This is a genomic window from Streptomyces sp. TP-A0356 (assembly GCF_001417775.1).
Taxonomy (GTDB): Bacteria; Actinomycetota; Actinomycetes; order Streptomycetales; family Streptomycetaceae; genus Streptomyces.
On record NZ_BBZJ01000014.1, the window covers coordinates 359,833 to 378,645 of the forward strand.

At 72.0% G+C, this 18,813-nt stretch carries 15 protein-coding genes; 6 read left to right on the forward strand and 9 right to left on the reverse strand.

From position 1 onward, the window contains the following. Positions 1-28: 28 nt before the first annotated feature. Both purU and ASC56_RS07615 read right to left on the reverse strand, forming a co-directional pair. Positions 29-910: a formyltetrahydrofolate deformylase gene (gene purU / locus ASC56_RS07610; RefSeq protein ID WP_055490452.1), complete on the reverse strand. Its 882-nt coding sequence runs from the start codon at positions 908-910 to the stop codon at positions 29-31. Positions 911-981: 71 nt separating this feature from the next. Further along, a complete protein-coding gene (locus tag ASC56_RS07615) occupies positions 982-1,482 on the reverse strand; it encodes a hypothetical protein (protein ID WP_079102355.1) in 501 nt (166 codons plus the stop codon). 117 nt (positions 1,483-1,599) lie between these two features. On the opposite strand from ASC56_RS07615, the gene ASC56_RS07625 reads away from it, so the two are divergent. Next, entirely contained in the window at positions 1,600-2,931 is a 1,332-nt protein-coding gene (locus tag ASC56_RS07625; protein WP_079102356.1) for an ABC transporter substrate-binding protein, read from the forward strand. 53 nt (positions 2,932-2,984) lie between these two features. Here the strand turns inward: ASC56_RS07625 and ASC56_RS07630 are convergent, their stop codons facing one another. Further along, positions 2,985-4,700, reverse strand: coding sequence for a hypothetical protein (locus tag ASC56_RS07630; protein WP_055490455.1), 1,716 nt, complete (start codon positions 4,698-4,700; stop codon positions 2,985-2,987). 306 nt (positions 4,701-5,006) lie between these two features. Next, a complete protein-coding gene (locus tag ASC56_RS07635; RefSeq protein ID WP_055490456.1) occupies positions 5,007-6,389 on the reverse strand; it encodes a hypothetical protein in 1,383 nt (460 codons plus the stop codon). A gap of 379 nt (positions 6,390-6,768) precedes the next feature. On the opposite strand from ASC56_RS07635, the gene ASC56_RS07640 reads away from it, so the two are divergent. From ASC56_RS07640 to ASC56_RS07650, 3 genes are all read left to right on the forward strand, one after another. After that, positions 6,769-7,443: a bifunctional DNA primase/polymerase gene (locus ASC56_RS07640; protein WP_055490457.1), complete on the forward strand. Its 675-nt coding sequence runs from the start codon at positions 6,769-6,771 to the stop codon at positions 7,441-7,443. Positions 7,444-7,565: 122 nt separating this feature from the next. Continuing rightward, positions 7,566-8,357 carry an ABC transporter ATP-binding protein gene (locus tag ASC56_RS07645; protein ID WP_055490458.1) on the forward strand — a complete coding sequence of 264 codons (792 nt, stop codon included), beginning with the start codon at positions 7,566-7,568 and terminating at the stop codon, positions 8,355-8,357. Then, a complete protein-coding gene (locus ASC56_RS07650; protein WP_055490459.1) occupies positions 8,354-9,946 on the forward strand; it encodes a hypothetical protein in 1,593 nt (530 codons plus the stop codon). The genes ASC56_RS07645 and ASC56_RS07650 overlap by 4 nt, the downstream gene beginning before the upstream one ends. 69 nt (positions 9,947-10,015) lie before the next feature. On the opposite strand, the gene ASC56_RS07655 is transcribed toward ASC56_RS07650, so the two are convergent. Together ASC56_RS07655 and ASC56_RS07660 are read right to left on the reverse strand one after the other, a co-directional pair. After that, on the reverse strand, positions 10,016-10,876 hold the full coding sequence (locus ASC56_RS07655) for an alpha/beta fold hydrolase (protein ID WP_055490460.1): 861 nt from the start codon (positions 10,874-10,876) through the stop codon (positions 10,016-10,018). 784 nt (positions 10,877-11,660) lie between these two features. Next, complete coding sequence (locus ASC56_RS07660) at positions 11,661-12,353, reverse strand: metal-dependent transcriptional regulator (RefSeq protein WP_055490461.1); 693 nt, start codon at positions 12,351-12,353, stop codon at positions 11,661-11,663. Positions 12,354-12,628: 275 nt separating this feature from the next. Between ASC56_RS07660 and ASC56_RS07665 the strand changes: the two genes are divergently transcribed. Continuing rightward, positions 12,629-13,417 carry an SIS domain-containing protein gene (locus ASC56_RS07665; protein ID WP_055490462.1) on the forward strand — a complete coding sequence of 263 codons (789 nt, stop codon included), beginning with the start codon at positions 12,629-12,631 and terminating at the stop codon, positions 13,415-13,417. 48 nt (positions 13,418-13,465) lie between these two features. Here the strand turns inward: ASC56_RS07665 and ASC56_RS07670 are convergent, their stop codons facing one another. Further along, positions 13,466-14,857: a PAS domain-containing protein gene (locus ASC56_RS07670; protein WP_055490463.1), complete on the reverse strand. Its 1,392-nt coding sequence runs from the start codon at positions 14,855-14,857 to the stop codon at positions 13,466-13,468. 470 nt (positions 14,858-15,327) lie between these two features. Next, a complete protein-coding gene (gene pdxH / locus ASC56_RS07675) occupies positions 15,328-15,987 on the reverse strand; it encodes a pyridoxamine 5'-phosphate oxidase (protein ID WP_055490651.1) in 660 nt (219 codons plus the stop codon). A 482-nt stretch (positions 15,988-16,469) separates the two neighbouring features. On the opposite strand from pdxH, the gene ASC56_RS07680 reads away from it, so the two are divergent. Next, positions 16,470-17,570: a citrate synthase 2 gene (locus ASC56_RS07680; protein WP_055490464.1), complete on the forward strand. Its 1,101-nt coding sequence runs from the start codon at positions 16,470-16,472 to the stop codon at positions 17,568-17,570. A 55-nt stretch (positions 17,571-17,625) separates the two neighbouring features. Here the strand turns inward: ASC56_RS07680 and ASC56_RS07685 are convergent, their stop codons facing one another. Next, positions 17,626-18,642: an isopenicillin N synthase family oxygenase gene (locus ASC56_RS07685; RefSeq protein WP_055490465.1), complete on the reverse strand. Its 1,017-nt coding sequence runs from the start codon at positions 18,640-18,642 to the stop codon at positions 17,626-17,628. Positions 18,643-18,813 lie beyond the last annotated feature (171 nt).

Genomic DNA, 18,813 nt, shown 5'->3' on the forward strand with positions numbered 1-18,813 from the left:
CTCAGAGCTCCGAATCTGTTCGGAGCTCTCAGGCGAACACGACCGTCCGCCGCCCGTTCAGCAGGATCCGCCGCTCGGCGTGCCACTTGACCGCGCGCGCCAGCGCCTGGCACTCCACGTCGCGGCCGATCGCGACCAGTTGGTCCGGCGTCACGCCGTGCCCCACGCGCTCGACCTCCTGCTCGATGATCGGGCCCTCGTCGAGGTCGGCGGTGACGTAGTGCGCGGTGGCACCGATCAGCTTCACACCGCGCGCATGCGCCTGGTGGTACGGCTTGGCGCCCTTGAAGCTCGGCAGGAAGGAGTGGTGGATGTTGATGATCCGGCCGCTGAGCTGCTTGCACAGGTCGTCCGAGAGCACCTGCATATAGCGGGCCAGCACCACCAGCTCGACGTCCAGCTCCCCGACCAGCTCCAGCAGCCTCGCCTCGGCCTCCGGCTTGGTGTCCTTCGTCACCGGGATGTGGTGGAAGGGGATGTTGTACGAGCCGACCAGCTCGGCGAAGTCGGTGTGGTTGGACACCACGGCCGCGATCTCGACCGGCAGCGCGCCGATCCGGGCGCGGAAGAGGAGGTCGTTCAGGCAGTGGCCGAACTTGCTGACCATGAGGATGACGCGCATCTTCTCGTCGGCCCGGTGGATCTGCCAGTCCATCTGGAAGGAGTCACCGACCGCCGCGAAGCTCGCGCGCAGCTTGTCCACGGTCACCGGCGCGTCCGCCGAGAAGTGGACCCGCATGAAGAACAGTCCCGTGTCGTGGTCGCCGAACTGCTGGCTGTCCTCGATGTTGCAACCGGTCATGAAGAGATAGCTCGACACGGCGTGCACGATGCCCTGCTTGTCCGGGCAGGACAGAGTCAGGACGTACTGGTCTGCGGGTGCCGCGGGCCGGGGGGACTGCTCATTCATGCACGCCAGGGTCTCATGCCCACGGGCCTGCGCGGACCGCCGTCCCGCCACCCGGACGGCGGCATGGGCGGCTAGGCCGTCCGGGTGAGGATCCGTAGCACCTCCAGCGTTCGCGGCGGGGCGTCCGGGTCCTCGCCGTCGCTCACCGCGAGCCGCATATGGGCGTCCCGCGCCGCCCGGACAGCCTCCGGCCACCCGTGGTTGTCGAGGTACGCCTGCACCGGCGCGTCCGGGCCGACCTGGTGCATGATCCGCAGCACGCGCAGCACGGCGGTGTCGACGAGCGCCGCCTCCTGCGAGTCGCGGAAGATCGTGCCGACGTACTTCTCGGCGGACCAGTTGTCCAGCCAGGTGTCCTCGACCAGGCGGTACACGGCGTCGGTGACGTCGCCGTACCCCTCGACACCGGCCAGCCAGATGTCCCGCTGGAACACCGGATCGGAGAGCATGTGCAGCGCGGAGCGCACATTGCTGCGCCAGCGCCACCACGGCATGTCGTTCAGTGGCATGCCGCCCATGGTGGATGAGCGACGCCCGCGACGGGAAGTGTTCTCCGAACCTTGCACAGTCACCGATCGTACGTTCCCTGTGAAATCCAGATCATCCGACCCCGTAATTCACCTCTACGCCACCTCCCGTTGACCACCGATCACACGCGGGTTAGCTGTGTGGCGGAATCGTGCGTGTCCATGACCGGCAGGCGACGCACCAGCTCCTCCACCAACCGCGCCCGCGTTCCAGGCACCCTCCGAAAAGCGGCGACTCCCCGCGTCAGGGCCGCGCTCCTGTCCGTGGGCGCACTGGTGGCGTGTACGTCGATAGCCGTGGCCTGCGGGGTCGTCCCCGGTACCACGGGCGCCGGGGACGACCCCGTGACCGTGATGACCTGGGCGCCCGAGAACACCTCGGCCACCAACAAGCCGGGCATGACGGCGATGGCGCAGGCCTACGCGCGCTGGGTCAACGCTCACGGCGGTCTGCACGGCCGCAAGCTCAACGTCCTGACCTGCAACGACCACAACGACTACGTGGGCGCCGCCAAGTGCGCCCGCCTCGCCGTCAAGGAGAACGCCGTCGCCGTCGTCGGCTCCTACAGCCAGTACGCGACATCCTTCCTCTCCCCGCTGGAGTCGGCCGGCATCCCCTACATCGGCGGCTACGGGCTCACCAGCGACGAGTTCAAGAGCGTCCTGTCCTACCCGGTCAACGGCGGTCAGCCCGCTCTGCTGGCCGGCCTCGGCGAGCAGCTGGGCAGGACCTGCGGCCCGGTGGCGCTGGTGCGCCCCGACACCGTCGCCGGCGACCAGCTCCCGCTGCAGCTCGACGCCGGGCTGAAGGCGGGCAACCACAACTCGGTCGACGACGTGCGCGCGGCCGAGGACGCCACCGCCTTCGACGACCAGGCCCAGCAGGCGCTTCGCCGGGCGACCTCGAATCCGCTGAGGAGGGGGTGCGTGGTACCCGCCCTGGACACGCGCACGGGGACCTTCATGGACTCCTTCCGCCGCCTGAGCGGCGACTACCCGGCGGTGCGCACCGCCTCCGTGCTCGGCAGCGTGGACCAGTCCGTCGTCGACGCGTCGGGCGGCAGCTCGGGACCGTACGAGGGGGCGTACGTCACCGGCTGGTACCCGGAGGCGACGGACGCGCGCTGGGCTCCGATGAAGAAGGTGATCAGCGAGCAGGCCTTCGGCGACAACCGGATCGATCCGGCGGACGCGGGCGTGCAGACCACATGGATCGCGTACACGGTCCTGAACAAGGTCGTCGACTCGCTCGGCAGCGGTGAGGTGTCCGCGCGCACGATCCGCATGACCCTGGACAACGGCCTCAAGGTCGACACGGGCGGCCTCACCCCGACCCTCAGCTGGCGCTTCCAGGACCTGACGGCGGTGGTCGACTACCCCCGTCTGATCAACTCGGACGTCACCTTCCAGGTCGTACGCGACGGACAGCTGGTGGCGGCGCGCAAGGGCTTCGTGAACGTGTCGAAGACGCTGGAGAACACGAACGGCGCGTGAGCAGTAGGCGGGTGCGTGCCGCCGCCCCCTTCAGGCGGCACGCACCCGTTCGCTCAGAGCTGGACCGGCTGGCGCTGGGTCAGGCCGTACTTCTGCGCGATGGCGTTCCACAGGTTCGCGGCCTTGGCCTTCTGGGCGCTGGCCGTACCGCTGGCCCGGTTGCCCGCCTGGACCTGGCCCGTGTTGCGCGCGTGGCCCTTCTTGCAGCCCTTGTCGCCGGCGACCTGGTCGGCCCACGCCGCGTAGTGGGTGTCCGCGGACGCGGACGCCTGCCACGCGCTGGTGAGCGCGGCGGTCAGCTCGCCGTGGTGGGGCAGCTTGTCGACCGCGAGCCCGGACAGCCGGGTGACCAGGTCGTTGCGCTGCGTGGCCGCATTGCGCAGATCGGTGGCCGCCTGCCCGAGGTTCTGGCAGGCCTTGACGTCGGCGACCGCCTTGATCACCGAGTCGCGGCTGTTGCCACTGTCGGCGAGAAGCTTGTCGAGCGCCACGGCCTGCACCTTGGCCGGGTCACCGGCCCCCGCCCCGGACGCGTCCGCAGCCGGACCGGTGGCCGAGACGGTCTTGCTGTTGTCGCCGTTACCGCTGGTGGCGCCACCCCCGCCGAGCATGGCGCCGGCCCCGATACCGAGGACGACGATGCCGACGCCGACCGCGGCGATGAGCGGGACCCGCGAGCGAGTACGGCCGCCGTCGTCGCCACCGCGCCGTCCGGCCGCCCGGCCCCCGGTTGCACCGGGCGCGTCCGCCGCGCCGAACCGGGGCGGATGCTGGGTCGCGGGGGCACCGCCCGCGTCGTTGCGGAAGAGGTTGTCGAAGTCCGTCGGCGGCTGCCGGTCGCCGCCGGGTACGCCCGGCCGCACCCCGTAGGGCGCCGGGCCCGGCTGCCCGGGCACGGGCGGGAGGTACTGCGTGGCCTGCGCGTCGGGGGCGCCGACGGACGGCGGCGGGCCCCCGGGCCGCCCGAGGAACCGCGTCGCATCGTCCCCGGGCGTCTCCGGCGGCAGCGCACCCGGCCCCACCGGTGGGAGGTACTGGGTGGCGCCCTCGTCGGGCGCGGCCGCGACGGGCGGGATGTACTGCGTGGCGCCCTCGTCGGGGCCGCCGGTCACCGGCGGGATGTACTGCGTGGCGGCCTCGTCGGCCGTCGGCCGGGGCGCACCGGCCGCGGGGGGGAGGGGCGCTGCACCCGTCGTGGGGGGCAGGGGCGCGGGGTGGGTGGCATGCGGCAGGGGCCCTGCGCCCTGCCGGGCGTCATGCGCGCCCTGGGGCGCGGGCAGCTCGCCGGGGCCGTACGACGCCTGCGTGCCCTCGGGCGGCAGCGGCCCGGCGCCCTGCTGCGCGGGGGGCTGGGCCGGCATCGGCGGTCCCTGCGGCTGCTGGGGGGCCAGAGCGCCGCCCCATCCCGGTTGCGGGCCGGAAGGCTCCCAGGACGACTGGGCTCCCTGGGCACCCCAGTCCGGTGCGGGCGGCTGCCCGGGCGCGGTCCACTGCTGTCCCGCGTCGCCGCCCCAGCCCTGGGTGCCCGGAGGCGTCTGGGCCGACTGCCCGGGACCCCACGGCTGGCCCCACGACTGTCCGCCCGCCGGAGCGGTCTGACCACCTGGGCCGGGCGCTGGGAGCGCACCGCGACCACCCGCCGGGACCGCGGAAGCGCTCGCTCCGCCCGTCTGGCCCGGCAGCAGGGGCTCGCCGCCGTCGGAGGGCAGCACGATGCCTTCGCGCGCGGGGCGCGCCGAGGGCTCCTCGCCCTGTCCACTCTGCGTCACCGGGACTCCTACGAATGGGGGACCTTCGGAATCGTCGGCTCACGCTACCGGGTCCCCCGAGCCGCATGCCACGCTGCACAGGGCGTGACCTTGTACCCATGTGACAGCAGTAACAAAACCGCGACCGGGGGCGCTGTTTACGTCCTGCCCATTGCCTCCACGCACCGCTCACAACCCGTTACCCGGGGCTTCACGCGGCCTCCGCTCATACGTTCATGTGCGGGCGCCGCGCGATCCGTCCCGAGCCCGGGTCGGATCCCAGGGGCGGTGCTCCGGGGCTCCGGGGCTCCGGGGCTCCGGGTTCGATCAAGCCGCCGCCAGCTCCAGCCGCGCCCCGAACTCCCGCACCACCGCTTCCTCCCGATAGGGCTCCAGCCGCTGCTGGAAGTCCTCCAGATACTCGGCCCCGCGGTTGGACCGCAGAGTGCCCAGCAGCTCCACGGCCTTCAGGCCGGTGTGACAGGCCTGTTCCACCTCGCGCTGCTGCACCTGCGCGGTGGCGAGCAGGACGTAGCCGATCGCCCGGCGACGGACCCGGGAGGCGGGGTGCCCGGCGAGGGACTCCTCCGCACATCGGGCCGCCGCCTCGGCCTGCCCCAGGTCCCGGTGACAGTGCGCCAGTTCGTCCGCCAGATAGGCCCGGTCGAAGTGGGCGATCCACGCCGGGTCGTCCCCGGACGCCGCGTCGGCCGCCTCCAGCGCGGTGACCGCACGCCCCGACGCGAGCTGCGCGGCGTACGCATCGCCCATCAGTGCGTGCCCACGCGCCTCGGCGGCGTGGAACATCGCCTCCACCCGTGGTGTCACCCGCCCTCGCGCGCCCTCCTGAGCCGCGCGCGCCAACTGCGCGATCTCACGCGGGTTTCCGAGCTGCGCCGCGAGATGGCTCATCGAGGCGGCGAGCACATAGCCGCCGTACCCGCGGTCGCCCGCCGCCTGCGCCAGCCGCAGCGCCTGGATGTAGTACCGCTGGGCGAGTCCGGGCTGCCCGGTGTCGATGGCCATGTACCCGGCGAGTTCGGTCAACCGCGCGACGGCCGCGAACAGTTCGCGCCCCACGGCGTCCCGGTACGAGCCCGCCAGCAGCCCGGAGACGACGCTGTTGAGGTAGTGCACGACGACCGGGCGCACATGCCCGCTGCCGTACTGGTGGTCCAGCCCCACCAGTGCCTGCGTCATCGCGCGCACCGCGGCCACGTCCGAGGGCCCCACCCGCGGGCCCGCCGAGCGGGCGACCTGCGAGTCCGGCGCGGAGATCAGCCAGTCACGGCTCGGCTCGACGAGCGCCGACGAGGCGACCGACGAACCGGACAGGAAGTCCCGGCGGCCGACGTCGCTGCGCCACAGCTCGCAGACCTGCTCGATGGCGCCGAGCACCGTCGGCGAGAACTGCAGGCCCACGCCAGACGCGAGGTTCTTGCCGTTGGCCATGCCGATCTCGTCGATCGTGACCGTGCGCCCCAGCTTGCGGCCGAGCGCCTCGGCGATGATCGCCGGCGCCCGGCCCCGTGGCTGCTGTCCGCGCAGCCAGCGGGCCACCGACGTCTTGTCGTAGCGCAGATCGAGGCCGTGCTCCGCGCCGCACATGTTGACCCGGCGGGCGAGCCCCGCGTTCGAGCAGCCCGCTTCCTGAATGAGCGCCTGCAGCCGTTCGTTGGGCTGCCGCGCGACGAGAGGCCTGGCGGCCATGGCGTACCCCCTTATGGCTCGGTTCACCGCGTGGCCGCGATGCCTGCCCACGCACCGAGTTGACGTGTCTTCAGCGACCGGTCCCCCGGGAACACCTTCGTGTGTGCCGAAAAGATCCGGCCTTGAAGATCAATGCCCAGCCGACATACCTCTAATGCCAGACATGCGAGGATTGCCGGGGTAACGGCCGATGCCGTGCCCCCCACATGGCTACCCGGCCCCCGCGGCCGTTCCTCTTGCGCGCCCCCACCCGTGCATCCATGCGCCCCGCCGCCGGAAACGGTGCTCCTCCCCGGCGCATGTGGGATAAAAAGGACATGCCCAAAAACCGCTCCTCGTATCGGAGGCGGCCTCGGACGGGCGGGCGTAACCCCCGGTGATGGCTAGAGTTGAGCTCATCGTGGAAGAGACCATCGCGGGCCCTGAAACTGCCCACATCCCGAAGCAGCGCGGCGATTCGCTCCTGGAAGCCGCCGTACGTTACGCCGAGGAACGCCACTGGGACGTGTTCCCCGGCACCTGGCTGGAAGCCGTGGACGGGACGCACCGGTGCTCCTGCGATCAGCCCGAATGCGCGCTGCCCGGCGCGCACCCGGCACGCGACGACTGGGCGACGCAGGCGACCGGCAGTGCGACCGTCGCGCGCCGGCTGTGGTCCAAGCAGGCGACCGCGTCGATCCTGCTGCCCACCGGGCGCACGTTCGACGCCATCGATGTGCCGGAGACCGCCGGGTTCCTCGCGCTCGCGCGTATGGAGCGGATGGAGCTGACGCTCGGGCCGGTGACGCTGACCCCGGACCGGCGCATGCAGTTCTTCGTGCTCCCCGGGGCGTCGGCGAAGGTCCCCGATCTGCTGCGGAAGCTGGGCTGGTCCCCCGCCTCGCTCGACCTCGTCACGCTCGGCGAGGGCGCGTACCTGGCTGCGCCGCCCACGCGGTACGGGACCAGGGGAGCCGTGCAGTGGGCCTGTCGGCCCACGCCCGCGAACCGGTGGCTGCCGGACGCGGAGGAGCTGGTGTCGCCCTTGGCCTATGCGTGCGGGCGGGATCGGTAACGGCGCCTCGGGCCGTGCGGACGCGGAGGAAGTCCGTGTTCCCCGCGGTTGACGCGTCCCTTACGGGACTCTAGTGACAGGGCGCCTCCTTGACGGGGCGCCCTGACCCATAGGGTTCTCATATGAACGAGGGAGCTGGGGCGGCAACAGCCGCCGTACGGGTGCGGGGGCTCTGGAAGCGTTTCGGGGAGCAGATCGCCGTCGGGGGGATCGATCTGGAGCTGCCCGCCGGGCGGTTCATCGGACTCGTCGGGCCGAACGGAGCCGGGAAGACCACCACTCTGTCCATGGTCACCGGGCTGCTGCGGCCCGACCAGGGCACCGTGGAGGTCGTGGGTCGCGACGTTTGGGACGACCCGGTCGGGGTGAAGGCCCGCATCGGCGTGCTGCCCGAGGGGCTGCGGCTCTTCGAACGCCTCTCCGGGCGTGAACTCCTCGCCTACACCGGCCGGTTGCGCGGGCTGCCCGGCGCCGAGGTCGACAAGCGGGCCACCCAGCTCCTGGACGTCCTCGACCTGGCCGGGGCCCAGCACAAGCTCGTCGTCGACTACTCGACCGGCATGCGCAAGAAGATCGGCCTCGCCGCCGCCCTCCTCCACAACCCCGAAGTCCTCTTCCTGGACGAGCCGTTCGAGGGCGTGGACCCCGTCTCCGCGCAGACCATCCGCGGCGTCCTGGAGCGTTACACCGCCTCCGGCGCCACCGTGGTGTTCTCCTCCCACGTGATGGAACTGGTCGAGTCGCTGTGCGACTGGGTGGCGGTCATGGCCGCGGGGCGCATCCGCGCACACGGGCCGATCGCCGAGGTACGCGGCAGCGCGCCCACCCTCCAGCAGGCCTTCCTGGAGCTGGTCGGCGCGCACGGTCGCACCCAGGGCACCGACCTCGACTGGCTCGGCGGCGGCGCGCGATGAGCACGGCCGGCCTCACTCCCACCGTCGTACGGCTCAAGCTGTCCCTGCTGCGCAACGGGCTGCGGCAGTCCGGCGGGCGGCGGGCCGCGTACATCGCGTCCCTCGTCCTGGTGCTCCTGGTCGCCGCCCTGCAACTGATCGGTCTGATCGCCCTGCGCGGCAACGCGCACGCCGCCACCATCGCGGCGCTGGCCGTCACGGTCCTGGCGCTCGGCTGGGCGGTGATGCCGTTGTTCTTCCCCAGCGGCGACGAGACGCTCGACCCCACCCGCCTGGTGATGCTGCCGCTGCAGCCGGGGCCCCTCGTGCGGGCGCTGCTGACGGCGTCCCTGGTCGGCATCGGGCCCCTGTTCACGCTGTGCCTGTTCACCGGTTCGGTGATCTCCGTGGCGCACGGGTCGGCCGCGTACGTCACCGCCGTCGTCGCCGTCGTCCTCGCGCTGCTGGTGTGCGTGGCGCTCGCGCGGGCCGTGGCCGCGGCGAACATCCGGCTGCTGACCAGCCGCAAGGGCCGCGACCTGGCCGTTCTGAGCGGCCTCGTCATCGCGGTCGGCGCGCAGCTCGTCAACTTCGGCGCCCAGCGGCTGGGCTCGGCCGGGCTGTCTCAGCTGGACCCGGCGGCCGCGGTGGCGCGCTGGGTGCCGCCCGCCTCCGCGATCGCCGCCGTGGACTCCGTGAGCAAGGGCTCGTACGGCACCGGGGCCGCCCAGCTCGGGCTGAGCGCAGCGGCGCTGGCGGGCCTGCTGGCCCTGTGGTCGCGCACCCTGACGAAGCTGATGACCTCGCCGGACCAGTCCACGCTCCAGGCCGCCGAACCGGGTGCGCGGGAGCGCACCTCGACGAGCCTGTCCCGGCTGCTGCCCACGGGCCGCACCGGCACGGTGATGGAGCGCAGCCTGCGCTATGTGTGGCGCGACCCCAAGACCAAGGCGGCATGGGTGACCTCGCTCGCGATCGGGCTGATCGTGCCGGTCTTCAACGCCCTCCAGGGCACCGGCTCGATCTACTTCGCCTGCTTCGCGGCCGGCATGCTCGGCATCCAGATGTACAACCAGTTCGGGCAGGACACGTCCGCGTTCTGGATGGTCGCGATGACGATCTCGTCCCCCCGGGACGCGTACGCCGAACTGCGCGGCCGGGCCCTGGCACTGCTGCTGATCACTCTGCCGTACGCCACCCTCGTCACCGTCGTGACGACCGCGCTGCTCGGCGCCTGGCCCAAGCTGCCCGAGGTGCTCGGCCTGTCCTTCGCCCTGCTCGGCGCGATGCTGGCCACCGGCGCCTGGTGCTCGGCCCGCTTCCCGTACTCGATCCCTCAGGAGGGCTACAAGAACGTCGCCCCCGGGCAGGCCGGGCTCGCCTGGATCTCCATCTTCGGCGGCATGGTCTCGGCCGCCCTGCTGGCAGCGCCCATGATCGCGGCGACGATCTGGCTGAACGTCGCCGCGGGCGGGGACGAATGGACCTGGCTGCTGCTGCCGGCGGGCGCCGCGTACGGGGCGCTGATCACCCTGCTCGGGCTCCGTCTCGCGGCCCCGCGGACGGCACGCCGGCTGCCGGAGATCCTGGCGGCGGTGAGCAAGGGCTAGGGCTGGGTAGGGCGCTAAACCTCCCGGGCGAACGCTGGGGGCGCGTGCCGGGCGTCGCGTCGGCGGAGGTCATGGCCTGAACAGCCCGTCCAGGAAGGGCTCGACCGCCGCGCGCCACGCCTCCGGCTGGTCGTAGTGGACGAGGTGGCCGGCGTCGGCCACCTCCGCGTACCGGCCGTGCGGCAGCACGCGGACCATCTCCTGGGCCTCCGCGCGGCCCAGTTCGCCGTCCAGGCCCCGGACCACCAGGGCCGGGCACTGCACTTGGGCCAGCTCCTCCCAGTGCGCGTCGTACACCCAGGTCTGGCGGGACTTCAGCATCTGCTCCGGTTCGAAGACGGGCCGCCAGCCGTCCTCGGACTCGGCCATCACCTCGGCGTAGAACGCGCCACGGGCCGGGTTGGGGTGCTCCACCCAGGGGTCGTCCTCGCCGAACCACTTGCGGACGTCGGCGAGCGTGGCGAAGGGAAGGGGCCAGGACTTGAACCAGTTCTCCCACTCGCGCTGCGAGGCGGCGCCGAGTGCCGAGGCGCGCATGTCGCAGATGATCAGGCCGCGTACCAGGTCGGGGCGTTTGGCGGCGAGCTGCCAGGCGGTCAGGGCGCCCATCGCGTGGCCGATGAGGACGGCCGGGGCGAGGCCGAGCTGCTCCAGGGCGGCCTCGGCGTCGCCGATGTAGGCCTCACGGGTGTACGCGCCCTCCGGCGGCTTGTCGCTCTGTCCGTGGCCCCGCTGGTCGAGGGCGACGGCGTGGTGCCGCTCGGAGAGCCAGCGGGCGGTGGACGCCCAGTGCGAGGCCCGGCCCATGAGCCCGTGCAGTAACAGCACGCCCGGCGCCCGCTCGGCCTCCCCGGTCTTGGGAGGGTCGGCGAACTCCCACGCGGCGAGGCGTACGCCGCCCGCTCCGGTCACGTCGATGCGCCGCACCATCGTCCTGGCACCCCCCTGCTCCGCCCGGACCGCTCGCTCCCGCTTCGAGCGGTCGGTCCACGCGCTCGTCGTACTGCCGCTGTCGTACTGCTGCTCCTGCTGGTGTTGCCGGTCACCGCTGTCGCCGGGTGTCGCCCTGTGCGGTGGTGCCTGATGCTCGCTCTGTGACGGAACGCGCTCTTCGGTACAGCGCGCGGTTCGGTGAGAGCGTCACTCTCACGCTATCGAATAGCTATTCGAAAGTGGCGTTTCTGGGATCAACACCCCACGTTCGAGTGACCTCCCCCGAGGATTGGCCGCCGCCTCCGTGGGGAGATCTTCAGCGGGAGGCGGACCGCTCGGGGAAAACCGGTCCGCGGGGGATGACCCTGAGAGCTCGGGGCTCCGGGTCAGCACAGGGGAGGAGAGGCCCCGGCGCTCTTGGGCGCCGGGGCCCACCCCATGTCTGCGGCACATCCTCCCACCCTCCCTGACCATGTGACATCGCTGTCACTCCCCGGCCAAGAGCCCTCAGGTCATATGCCTCATGCGACAGCCTCGCACGGGAACGGCCGGCGCGCTGCGATTCCGGACACTGAATCTTGGTTGCAGAAGAATCGCGGAAGCATCACAACTGCCCCTTCAGTCACACACGTCGAGGGGTTGCGGAGCATTCGGGGCGCTTTGGAAGCAGCGGCGCCACGTGGGCTGTCGCGCGGCGCGGCGAGCAGGGGCACCTCCCGGCCGAAGGCTGGGGCGCGTGCCGGGCTTCACGACGCCGCGTAGATCCGCCGGAAGAGCCCTCCTAGCGCTTGGCGACGAAGACGTGGGACGCCACGTCCGACTCCAGCTCGGCCGCCTCGCCGCCGCTGCCGACCAGCACACCGCCCGCGGACTCCGTCACACTGACCACCGAGCCGGGCTGCACGCCGGCCCGCCGCAGCGTGTACATCAGCTGCGCGTCCGTCTGGATGGGCTCGCCGATGCGCCGTACGACGACCGTCTTGCCGTCCGTGCCCGGGTCCAGGTCGGCCAGGGACACCATGCCCTCGTCCAGGAACGGGTCGGCGCCGTCCTTCTCGCCCAGCTCCTCCAGGCCCGGGATCGGGTTCCCGTACGGCGACTCGGTGGGGTGGCGCAGCAGCTCCAGGACACGGCGCTCCACCGCCTCGCTCATCACGTGCTCCCAGCGACACGCCTCGGCGTGCACCTGCTCCCACTCCAACCCGATCACGTCGACCAGCAGGCACTCGGCGAGGCGGTGCTTGCGCATCACACGGGTGGCGAGGCGACGGCCCTCGTCCGTGAGCTCCAGGTGACGGTCCGCGGCGACCGACACCAGACCGTCGCGCTCCATCCGCGCCACCGTCTGGCTGACCGTCGGACCGCTCTGGTCGAGCCGCTCGGCGATGCGGGCACGCATGGGGACCACACCTTCCTCCTCCAGCTCGAGGATGGTGCGGAGATACATCTCCGTGGTGTCGATCAGTCCGGACATACGTGCCCCTCGATGATGATCTGCCGGAGGCTCGACGGCTCACCGGCCTGTGCGCTGGCCCTGCATTCAATTCTGACGCATCCCACTGACAACCGTGCCGCGGCGATGAAACCACGGAGTCACGGGAGAAGGGGCGGTCGTATTGACATGTCGCTGGTCCAGACCGCAACGTGATCCGCGACACGGGCCGTCACGGACGCCGGCGCGTGATCGGTGCGCTGTGTGGTCGTCGTCCGTCGGGAACCAGACACCGAGACTTCGAAGGGGCGTCGCCGATGAGCGAGCAGCCGAAGGGCGGGGAGCCACGGGCCGCAGGCGAACTGGCCGGACGGTTCTTCGACGCGGCGATCGGGCTGCTGCGACGGGTGCGCGACGAGGACGCGGAACCGATCGCGGCGGCCGGCACCCTGATCGCGGACACCGTCGCCGCGGGCGGCCGGCTGTTCGCCTTCGGGGCCGGGCACTCCTCGCTGGCCGCACAGGACCTCGTCTACCGCGCCGGCGGCCTCGCCCTGATGAACCTCCTCGCGGTCCCCGGCGTCGTCGGCGTCGACGTCATGCCGGCCACGCTCGGCTCCGCACTGGAGCGGGTCGACGGACTGGCGAGCGCGGTCCTCGACTCCAGCCCGGTGCGGGCGGGCGACCTCCTCGTGATCATCTCCCTGTCCGGCCGCAACGCGCTCCCGGTGGAAATGGCGATCAACGCCCGCGCGCTCGGCGTCAAGGTCATCGGGGTGACCTCGGTGGCGTACGCCTCCGAGACGAAATCACGGCATGCCACCGGTACGTACCTCAAGGACCACTGCGACATCGTCCTCGACTCGAAGATCGCGGTGGGTGACGCGGAGCTCACCCTCGACACCATCCCGGCCCCCTTCGCCCCCGCCTCCACCGTCGTCACCACCGCCCTGCTCCAGGCGGTCATGGCCACGGCCGCCGGTGCCCTCGCGGACCGCGGCATCGAACCGCCCCTGCTCCGCTCGGGCAACGTCGACGGCGGCCACGAGTGGAACGGCCGGGTGCTGCGGGAGTACGGCGACCGGATCTTCTACCGGCATGCTTAGGGATCCTTGCACCATGCCCGCCCGGGTCGCTCATAGTGCAAGGACCCCTTAGAGCTCCGACCCCCGGTCCACCACATCGGCCAGGTCCAGCGCCGCCGCGATCCGCACCGCCACGTCCTCCGCGTACACGGCGTCGGCCCGCTCGAACCGGCTGCGTCCGGCTCCCCGCAGAAACGTCACCACGCCCAGCGTCCGGCCCCGGCTGCGCAGCACCGCGCACAGCGCGTGCACCGCGTCCGCGGGCCACTGCCGGGCGAGCGCCCACTCACGCGCGCGCTCCGGACCGACATCGCCCGCGCCGGCCCGCACCGACCCCGAGCGCTGCACGCACTGCACGGCCGGATGCCCCTCGCCGTACCGCACGGGCAGCCCCGCCTTCCCGGCCAGGACGCTCGGCCCGGGCGCACCGGACGGCGTCTCGGCGGCCCGCACCAGCCGTACCGGCCCCTCCCCGTCCTCCACCGAACCGCCCGCCACCCGGTCGATCAGCGCGTGATCCGCGAACCCCGCGAGCGCGAAGTCCAGATGCACGGTGGCCGCCTCCCCCGGCTCCTCGCACTCGGCGGCCGCCCGCGCGGCCCGATGCAGCTGATTGGAGCGGAAGCGCAGCAGCGCGGCCTCCTGCTCGGTCTGCTTGGCCTCGGTCACGTCCTGGAACAGCCACCCGACACCCAGCGGAACCGGCTCCTCCGCCAGCGGGGAGGACAGCCGCACGAAGCCACTGCGCCAGCACCGCCGCTTCTCGCCCTCCGCAGTCCGCACACTCACCCACATCTCGGCGGGAGCGGGCGGGGCACCCTCGGCGAGCACATGGGTCAACGCGCTCTCCAGTTCCTCGACCCCCTGGGACAGCAGGTCCCCGAGGGGCCGCCCGAGCACGGCCGTCCGTCCGGTGCCCAGCGCGCGGGCCGCATGAGCGTTGACGACGGCGGGCCGCAGATCCGCGTCGACGAGCACGACACCCCAGCTCGCGTCCTCGAACAGCGCCTCGCTCAACGCGATCGACCGCTCCAGATCGATCTGCGCATGGACCTCGCTGAAGGCGCAGTACATCCCGGCGGCCTTCCCCTCCGGCCCCCGCACGGCCGCGGACTGGGTCCGCACCAGCACCCGCCCGCCGTCCTTGGTGAGCAGCGCGAACTCGTGCACCTGCCGCCCCGGGGCCTCCCTCGCGGACATCAGCCACGCCTCGACCTCCGCGGCGTCGGCGGCCCGCACCGCCCACCCCGCGAAGCCGCGCCGTCCCACGGCCTCGGCCGCGGACCACCCCAGAATCCGCTCGGCCTCCCGGTTCCAATGGGTCACGACCCCGTCGGCGTCGAAGGCGCACAGAGCCGCGTCCATCCCGTCGAGGAGGGCGGCGAGAAGATCCGAACCGTCCCGCTCGGGCTCGCCCGGCCCCAGCTCGTCCGTGGTCCCACTACGCCGGGAAGCACTCACCTGAACCCCCTGCAGGCTGCTGCGTCCGCTCGTACGGCGCGTTTGCTCACTGCATTCATTCAACTCGAACGTGACCCAGCACACATCTGCTTCCCAAAAGATGGGACGAATTCACCGCACCCGGATTTCCGGCCCTCCCGACTGCGGGGCCCGGACGGAATCCGCGTCTCGACGTCTCACGAAACGCGCCTGGACGTCTCGCGAAAACCGGTTGATCCCGGCACGGCCGGTTCTTAGGGTGGTGACACTTCGGAAGGGAGGTGGTTCGGCAGATGTATGCAGACCGGACGGAAGAGGTGGCCGCGGGCTAGTGGCCCGTCACCACACCAAGTGCGGTGCCGGACCAGCGCGTGTGAGATGCGTGCAGCCGGCCTAATCCAACGCAGTCACCCGACCCGCGAGCTCGCCGGTACGTCCGGCCGGCTTCTCCGCCGTCAGGCGGGGGACCTGAGCTCGCGGGTCGTCTGCGTTCAGGGGCTGAGGCGCTCCACCCGCCAGGTGCCGTTCGGCTCCGCGACGTAGCGGAGGCGGTCGTGGAGGCGGTTGGCGCGGCCCTGCCAGAACTCGACCGTCTGGGGCGCGATACGGAAGCCGCCCCAGTGCGGCGGGACGGGGACCTGGGAGCCCTCGGGGTAGCGGGCGCTGAGCTCCGCGTACGCGGCGTCGAGCTCGGCGCGGGAGTAGATGACCGAGGACTGCTCGCTGGCCCAGGCGCCGAGCTGGGAGCCGTGCGGCCGGGTGCGGAAGTAGGCGGCGGTCTCGTCGCGTCCGGTCCGGCGGGCGGTGCCGGTGACGATCACCTGGCGGGCCATGGGGTGCCAGGGGAAGAGCAGCGAGACATAGGGGTTGACCGCCAGGTCCTGGGCCTTGCGGGAGTCGTAGTTGGTGTAGAAGACGAAGCCCTGTTCGTCGTACTGCTTCAGCAGGACCGTGCGTGAGCTGGGGCGTCCGTCCGCGTCCGCCGTGGAGACGACCATCGCGTTCGGCTCGTAGATCATGCCCTGCACGGCGGCCTGGGCGGCCTGCTTGAACCAGCGGGCGAACTGGTCCATGGGGTGGGCGGCCAGTGACGACTCGTCGAGCCCCTCGGCGCGGTAGTGCGCCCGCATCTCGGCGGGGTTGTCGGCCATGTCCTCGAGGGGGCCTTCGGCCGCGTGTTCGACAATGGGTTCGAGGACCGGCTCCTCGGCGGATTCGGCGGAGGGCCGGGCGGCGGCCTCGGGTCCGTGTTCAGCAGCGGGTTCGGGTGCGGGTTCGTCCGGGAAACGGTCGGTCACGCCGTCATCTTGCCGTATGGACCCTGGCCCCCGGTGGGGGTGTGGTTCATCACTGAGTGGCACTGAGTGCCGCATGCTCTCCCCAACGGTGGCACTCGGGGATATCGTGCTGATGCCGTTCGGTTGGGTGACCGCCGATCGATCGGGGCATCACCCGGGTGACTGTTTCGGACCGCGAGTCTTCGAGAACGACCGTGAACGACCGTGGAACCGGGGCGGCGAACCCTTCCGACAGCTGACGTCCGCCGCCTGATTCGGTCCCACCGGGCCCTCGGACGACGGCCGACGGGAACCCACAGACCACATCCGCCGCACACATCACGAGGAGCCGCCTGATGTCCGACTTCGTACCCGGGCTCGAAGGAGTCGTCGCGTTCGAGACGGAGATCGCCGAACCGGACAAGGAAGGTGGTGCCCTGCGGTACCGGGGCGTCGACATCGAGGAACTGGTCGGTCACGTCTCGTTCGGCAACGTCTGGGGGCTGCTCGTCGACGGCGCCTTCAACCCCGGGCTGCCGCCCGCCGAGCCGTTCCCGATCCCGGTGCACTCCGGCGACATCCGTGTGGACGTGCAGTCGGCACTCGCCATGCTGGCCCCGGTGTGGGGGCTGAAACCGCTCCTCGACATCGACGCCGAGCAGGCCCGCGACGACCTGGCCCGCGCCGCCGTCATGGCGCTGTCGTACGTCGCCCAGTCGGCCCGCGGCCAGGGCCTGCCGATGGTGCCGCAGCGCGAGATCGACAAGGCGCACTCCGTCGTGGAGCGGTTCATGATCCGCTGGCGGGGCGAGCCGGACCCGAAGCACGTCGCGGCCGTCGACGCCTACTGGACGTCGGCCGCCGAGCACGGCATGAACGCCTCCACGTTCACGGCGCGGGTCATCGCGTCCACGGGCGCGGACGTGGCCGCCGCGCTGTCGGGTGCGGTGGGTGCCATGTCCGGGCCGCTGCACGGCGGTGCTCCGTCCCGTGTCCTCGGCATGATCGAGGAGATCGAGCGCACCGGTGACGCGGAGGCGTACGTCAAGCATGCGCTCGACAGGGGCGAGCGGCTGATGGGCTTCGGCCACCGGGTGTACCGCGCGGAGGACCCGCGGGCGCGTGTGCTGCGCCGTACGGCCCGTGAGCTGGGGGCCCCGCGCTTCGAGATCGCGGAGGCGCTGGAGAAGGCGGCTCTGGAGGAGCTGCACAACCGCCGCCCCGACCGCGTCCTCGCCACGAACGTGGAGTTCTGGGCGGCGATCATGCTGGACTTCGCCGAGGTACCGGCGCACATGTTCACGTCGATGTTCACGTGTGCCCGTACGGCCGGCTGGTCCGCGCACATCCTGGAGCAGAAGCGCACGGGCCGGCTGGTGCGCCCGTCGGCGCGCTATGTGGGTCCGGGTCCGCGCAGCCCCCAGGAGATCGAGGGGTACGCGGACATCGCGCACTGATCCATGACGGTGCTCCCGCGCGGGCGCCGGGTCGCGGGCCCGCGCGGGAGTGCGTTCACGCCGCGGTGAGCAGCTGGGCGTGGTGGCGCTCGGCGACCAGCGGATGGGCGCGCAGCTTGCCCTTCAGCTCGTTGAAGCCGTACTCGGCGAACAGCGGGTTGGCCGGGTCGTCGGTGATGCCGGGTGCGGTGGCGGCGTGCGGGAAGGGCAGCGGTTCGACGCGGGCGTCCAGGCGCGGGTTGTAGAAGAACGGGACGGAGAACCGCTCGGTGGCGCCGGGCGGGGAGACTACACGGTGGTTGGTGGCCAGGAGATAGCCGTTGGTGGCGACCTCCAGCAGCTCGCCGAGGTTGACCACGAAGGCCCCTTCCAGCGGCGGTACGTCGTGGAAGAGTCCGTCCTCGCGCTGCACCTGGAGTCCGCCGACCTGGTCCTGGAGCAGCAGGGTCAGGAAGCCGTAGTCCTTGTGCGCGCCGACGCCCTGGTCCGCGCCGTCGCCGGGGCTGCCCGGGTAGCGCACGAGCTTGAGGTGGGGGTGGGCGTGCTCGCCGAAGACCGGGTCGTAGAAGCCGGCGGGTGCGCCGATCGCGGTGAGCAGCTCGTGCAGCAGCCGCCGGGCGACCGCGCTGAGCCGGTCGATCCAGGCCAGCGCGGCGGTGCGCAGCTCGGGGAGGGCGGCGGGCCACTGGTTGGGGCCTTCCAGCCACCAGTAGGCGGGCTCGCCCCGGCCGGGTGCGCGGGCGGGCCGCTCGGCCCCTATGTCCAGCTGGTCGCGCCAGTCGCGGGCGCCGCCGGTGCGCTCGTCGCCGGTGCGTGTGTAGCCGCGGAAGTGGGGCGAGTTGATGTTGTCGAGGGCGCGGCGGTCGGCCTCGGGGAGTGCGAAGAAGGCGTGCATAGCGCCGAGGAGGGCGTCCGTCTCGGCCCGGGTGACGCCGTGCCCGACGAGCTGGAAGAAGCCCACGTCGTGGGCGGCGCTGTGGAGCTGGGCGTGGAGCAGCGCCCGGGCCTGGGGGCCCCGGTCGGCCGCGGAGAGGTCGATGATCGGGAGTTGGTCGTACGACGGGTTCGTCATGGGATGCGTCCGCAGGGTGTACGGGGGCACGGGCGGCCGCCGAGGGTGGGGCGGCGCCCCGGGTGCCACGGGAAGGAAGAGGGGGCTGGGTCAGGCGGAGTGCCGACAGCCCATGCTCGTGACGCGCACGTAGTCCACGTGCCTGCGGCGTACGAGCATCGGAAGCATGGG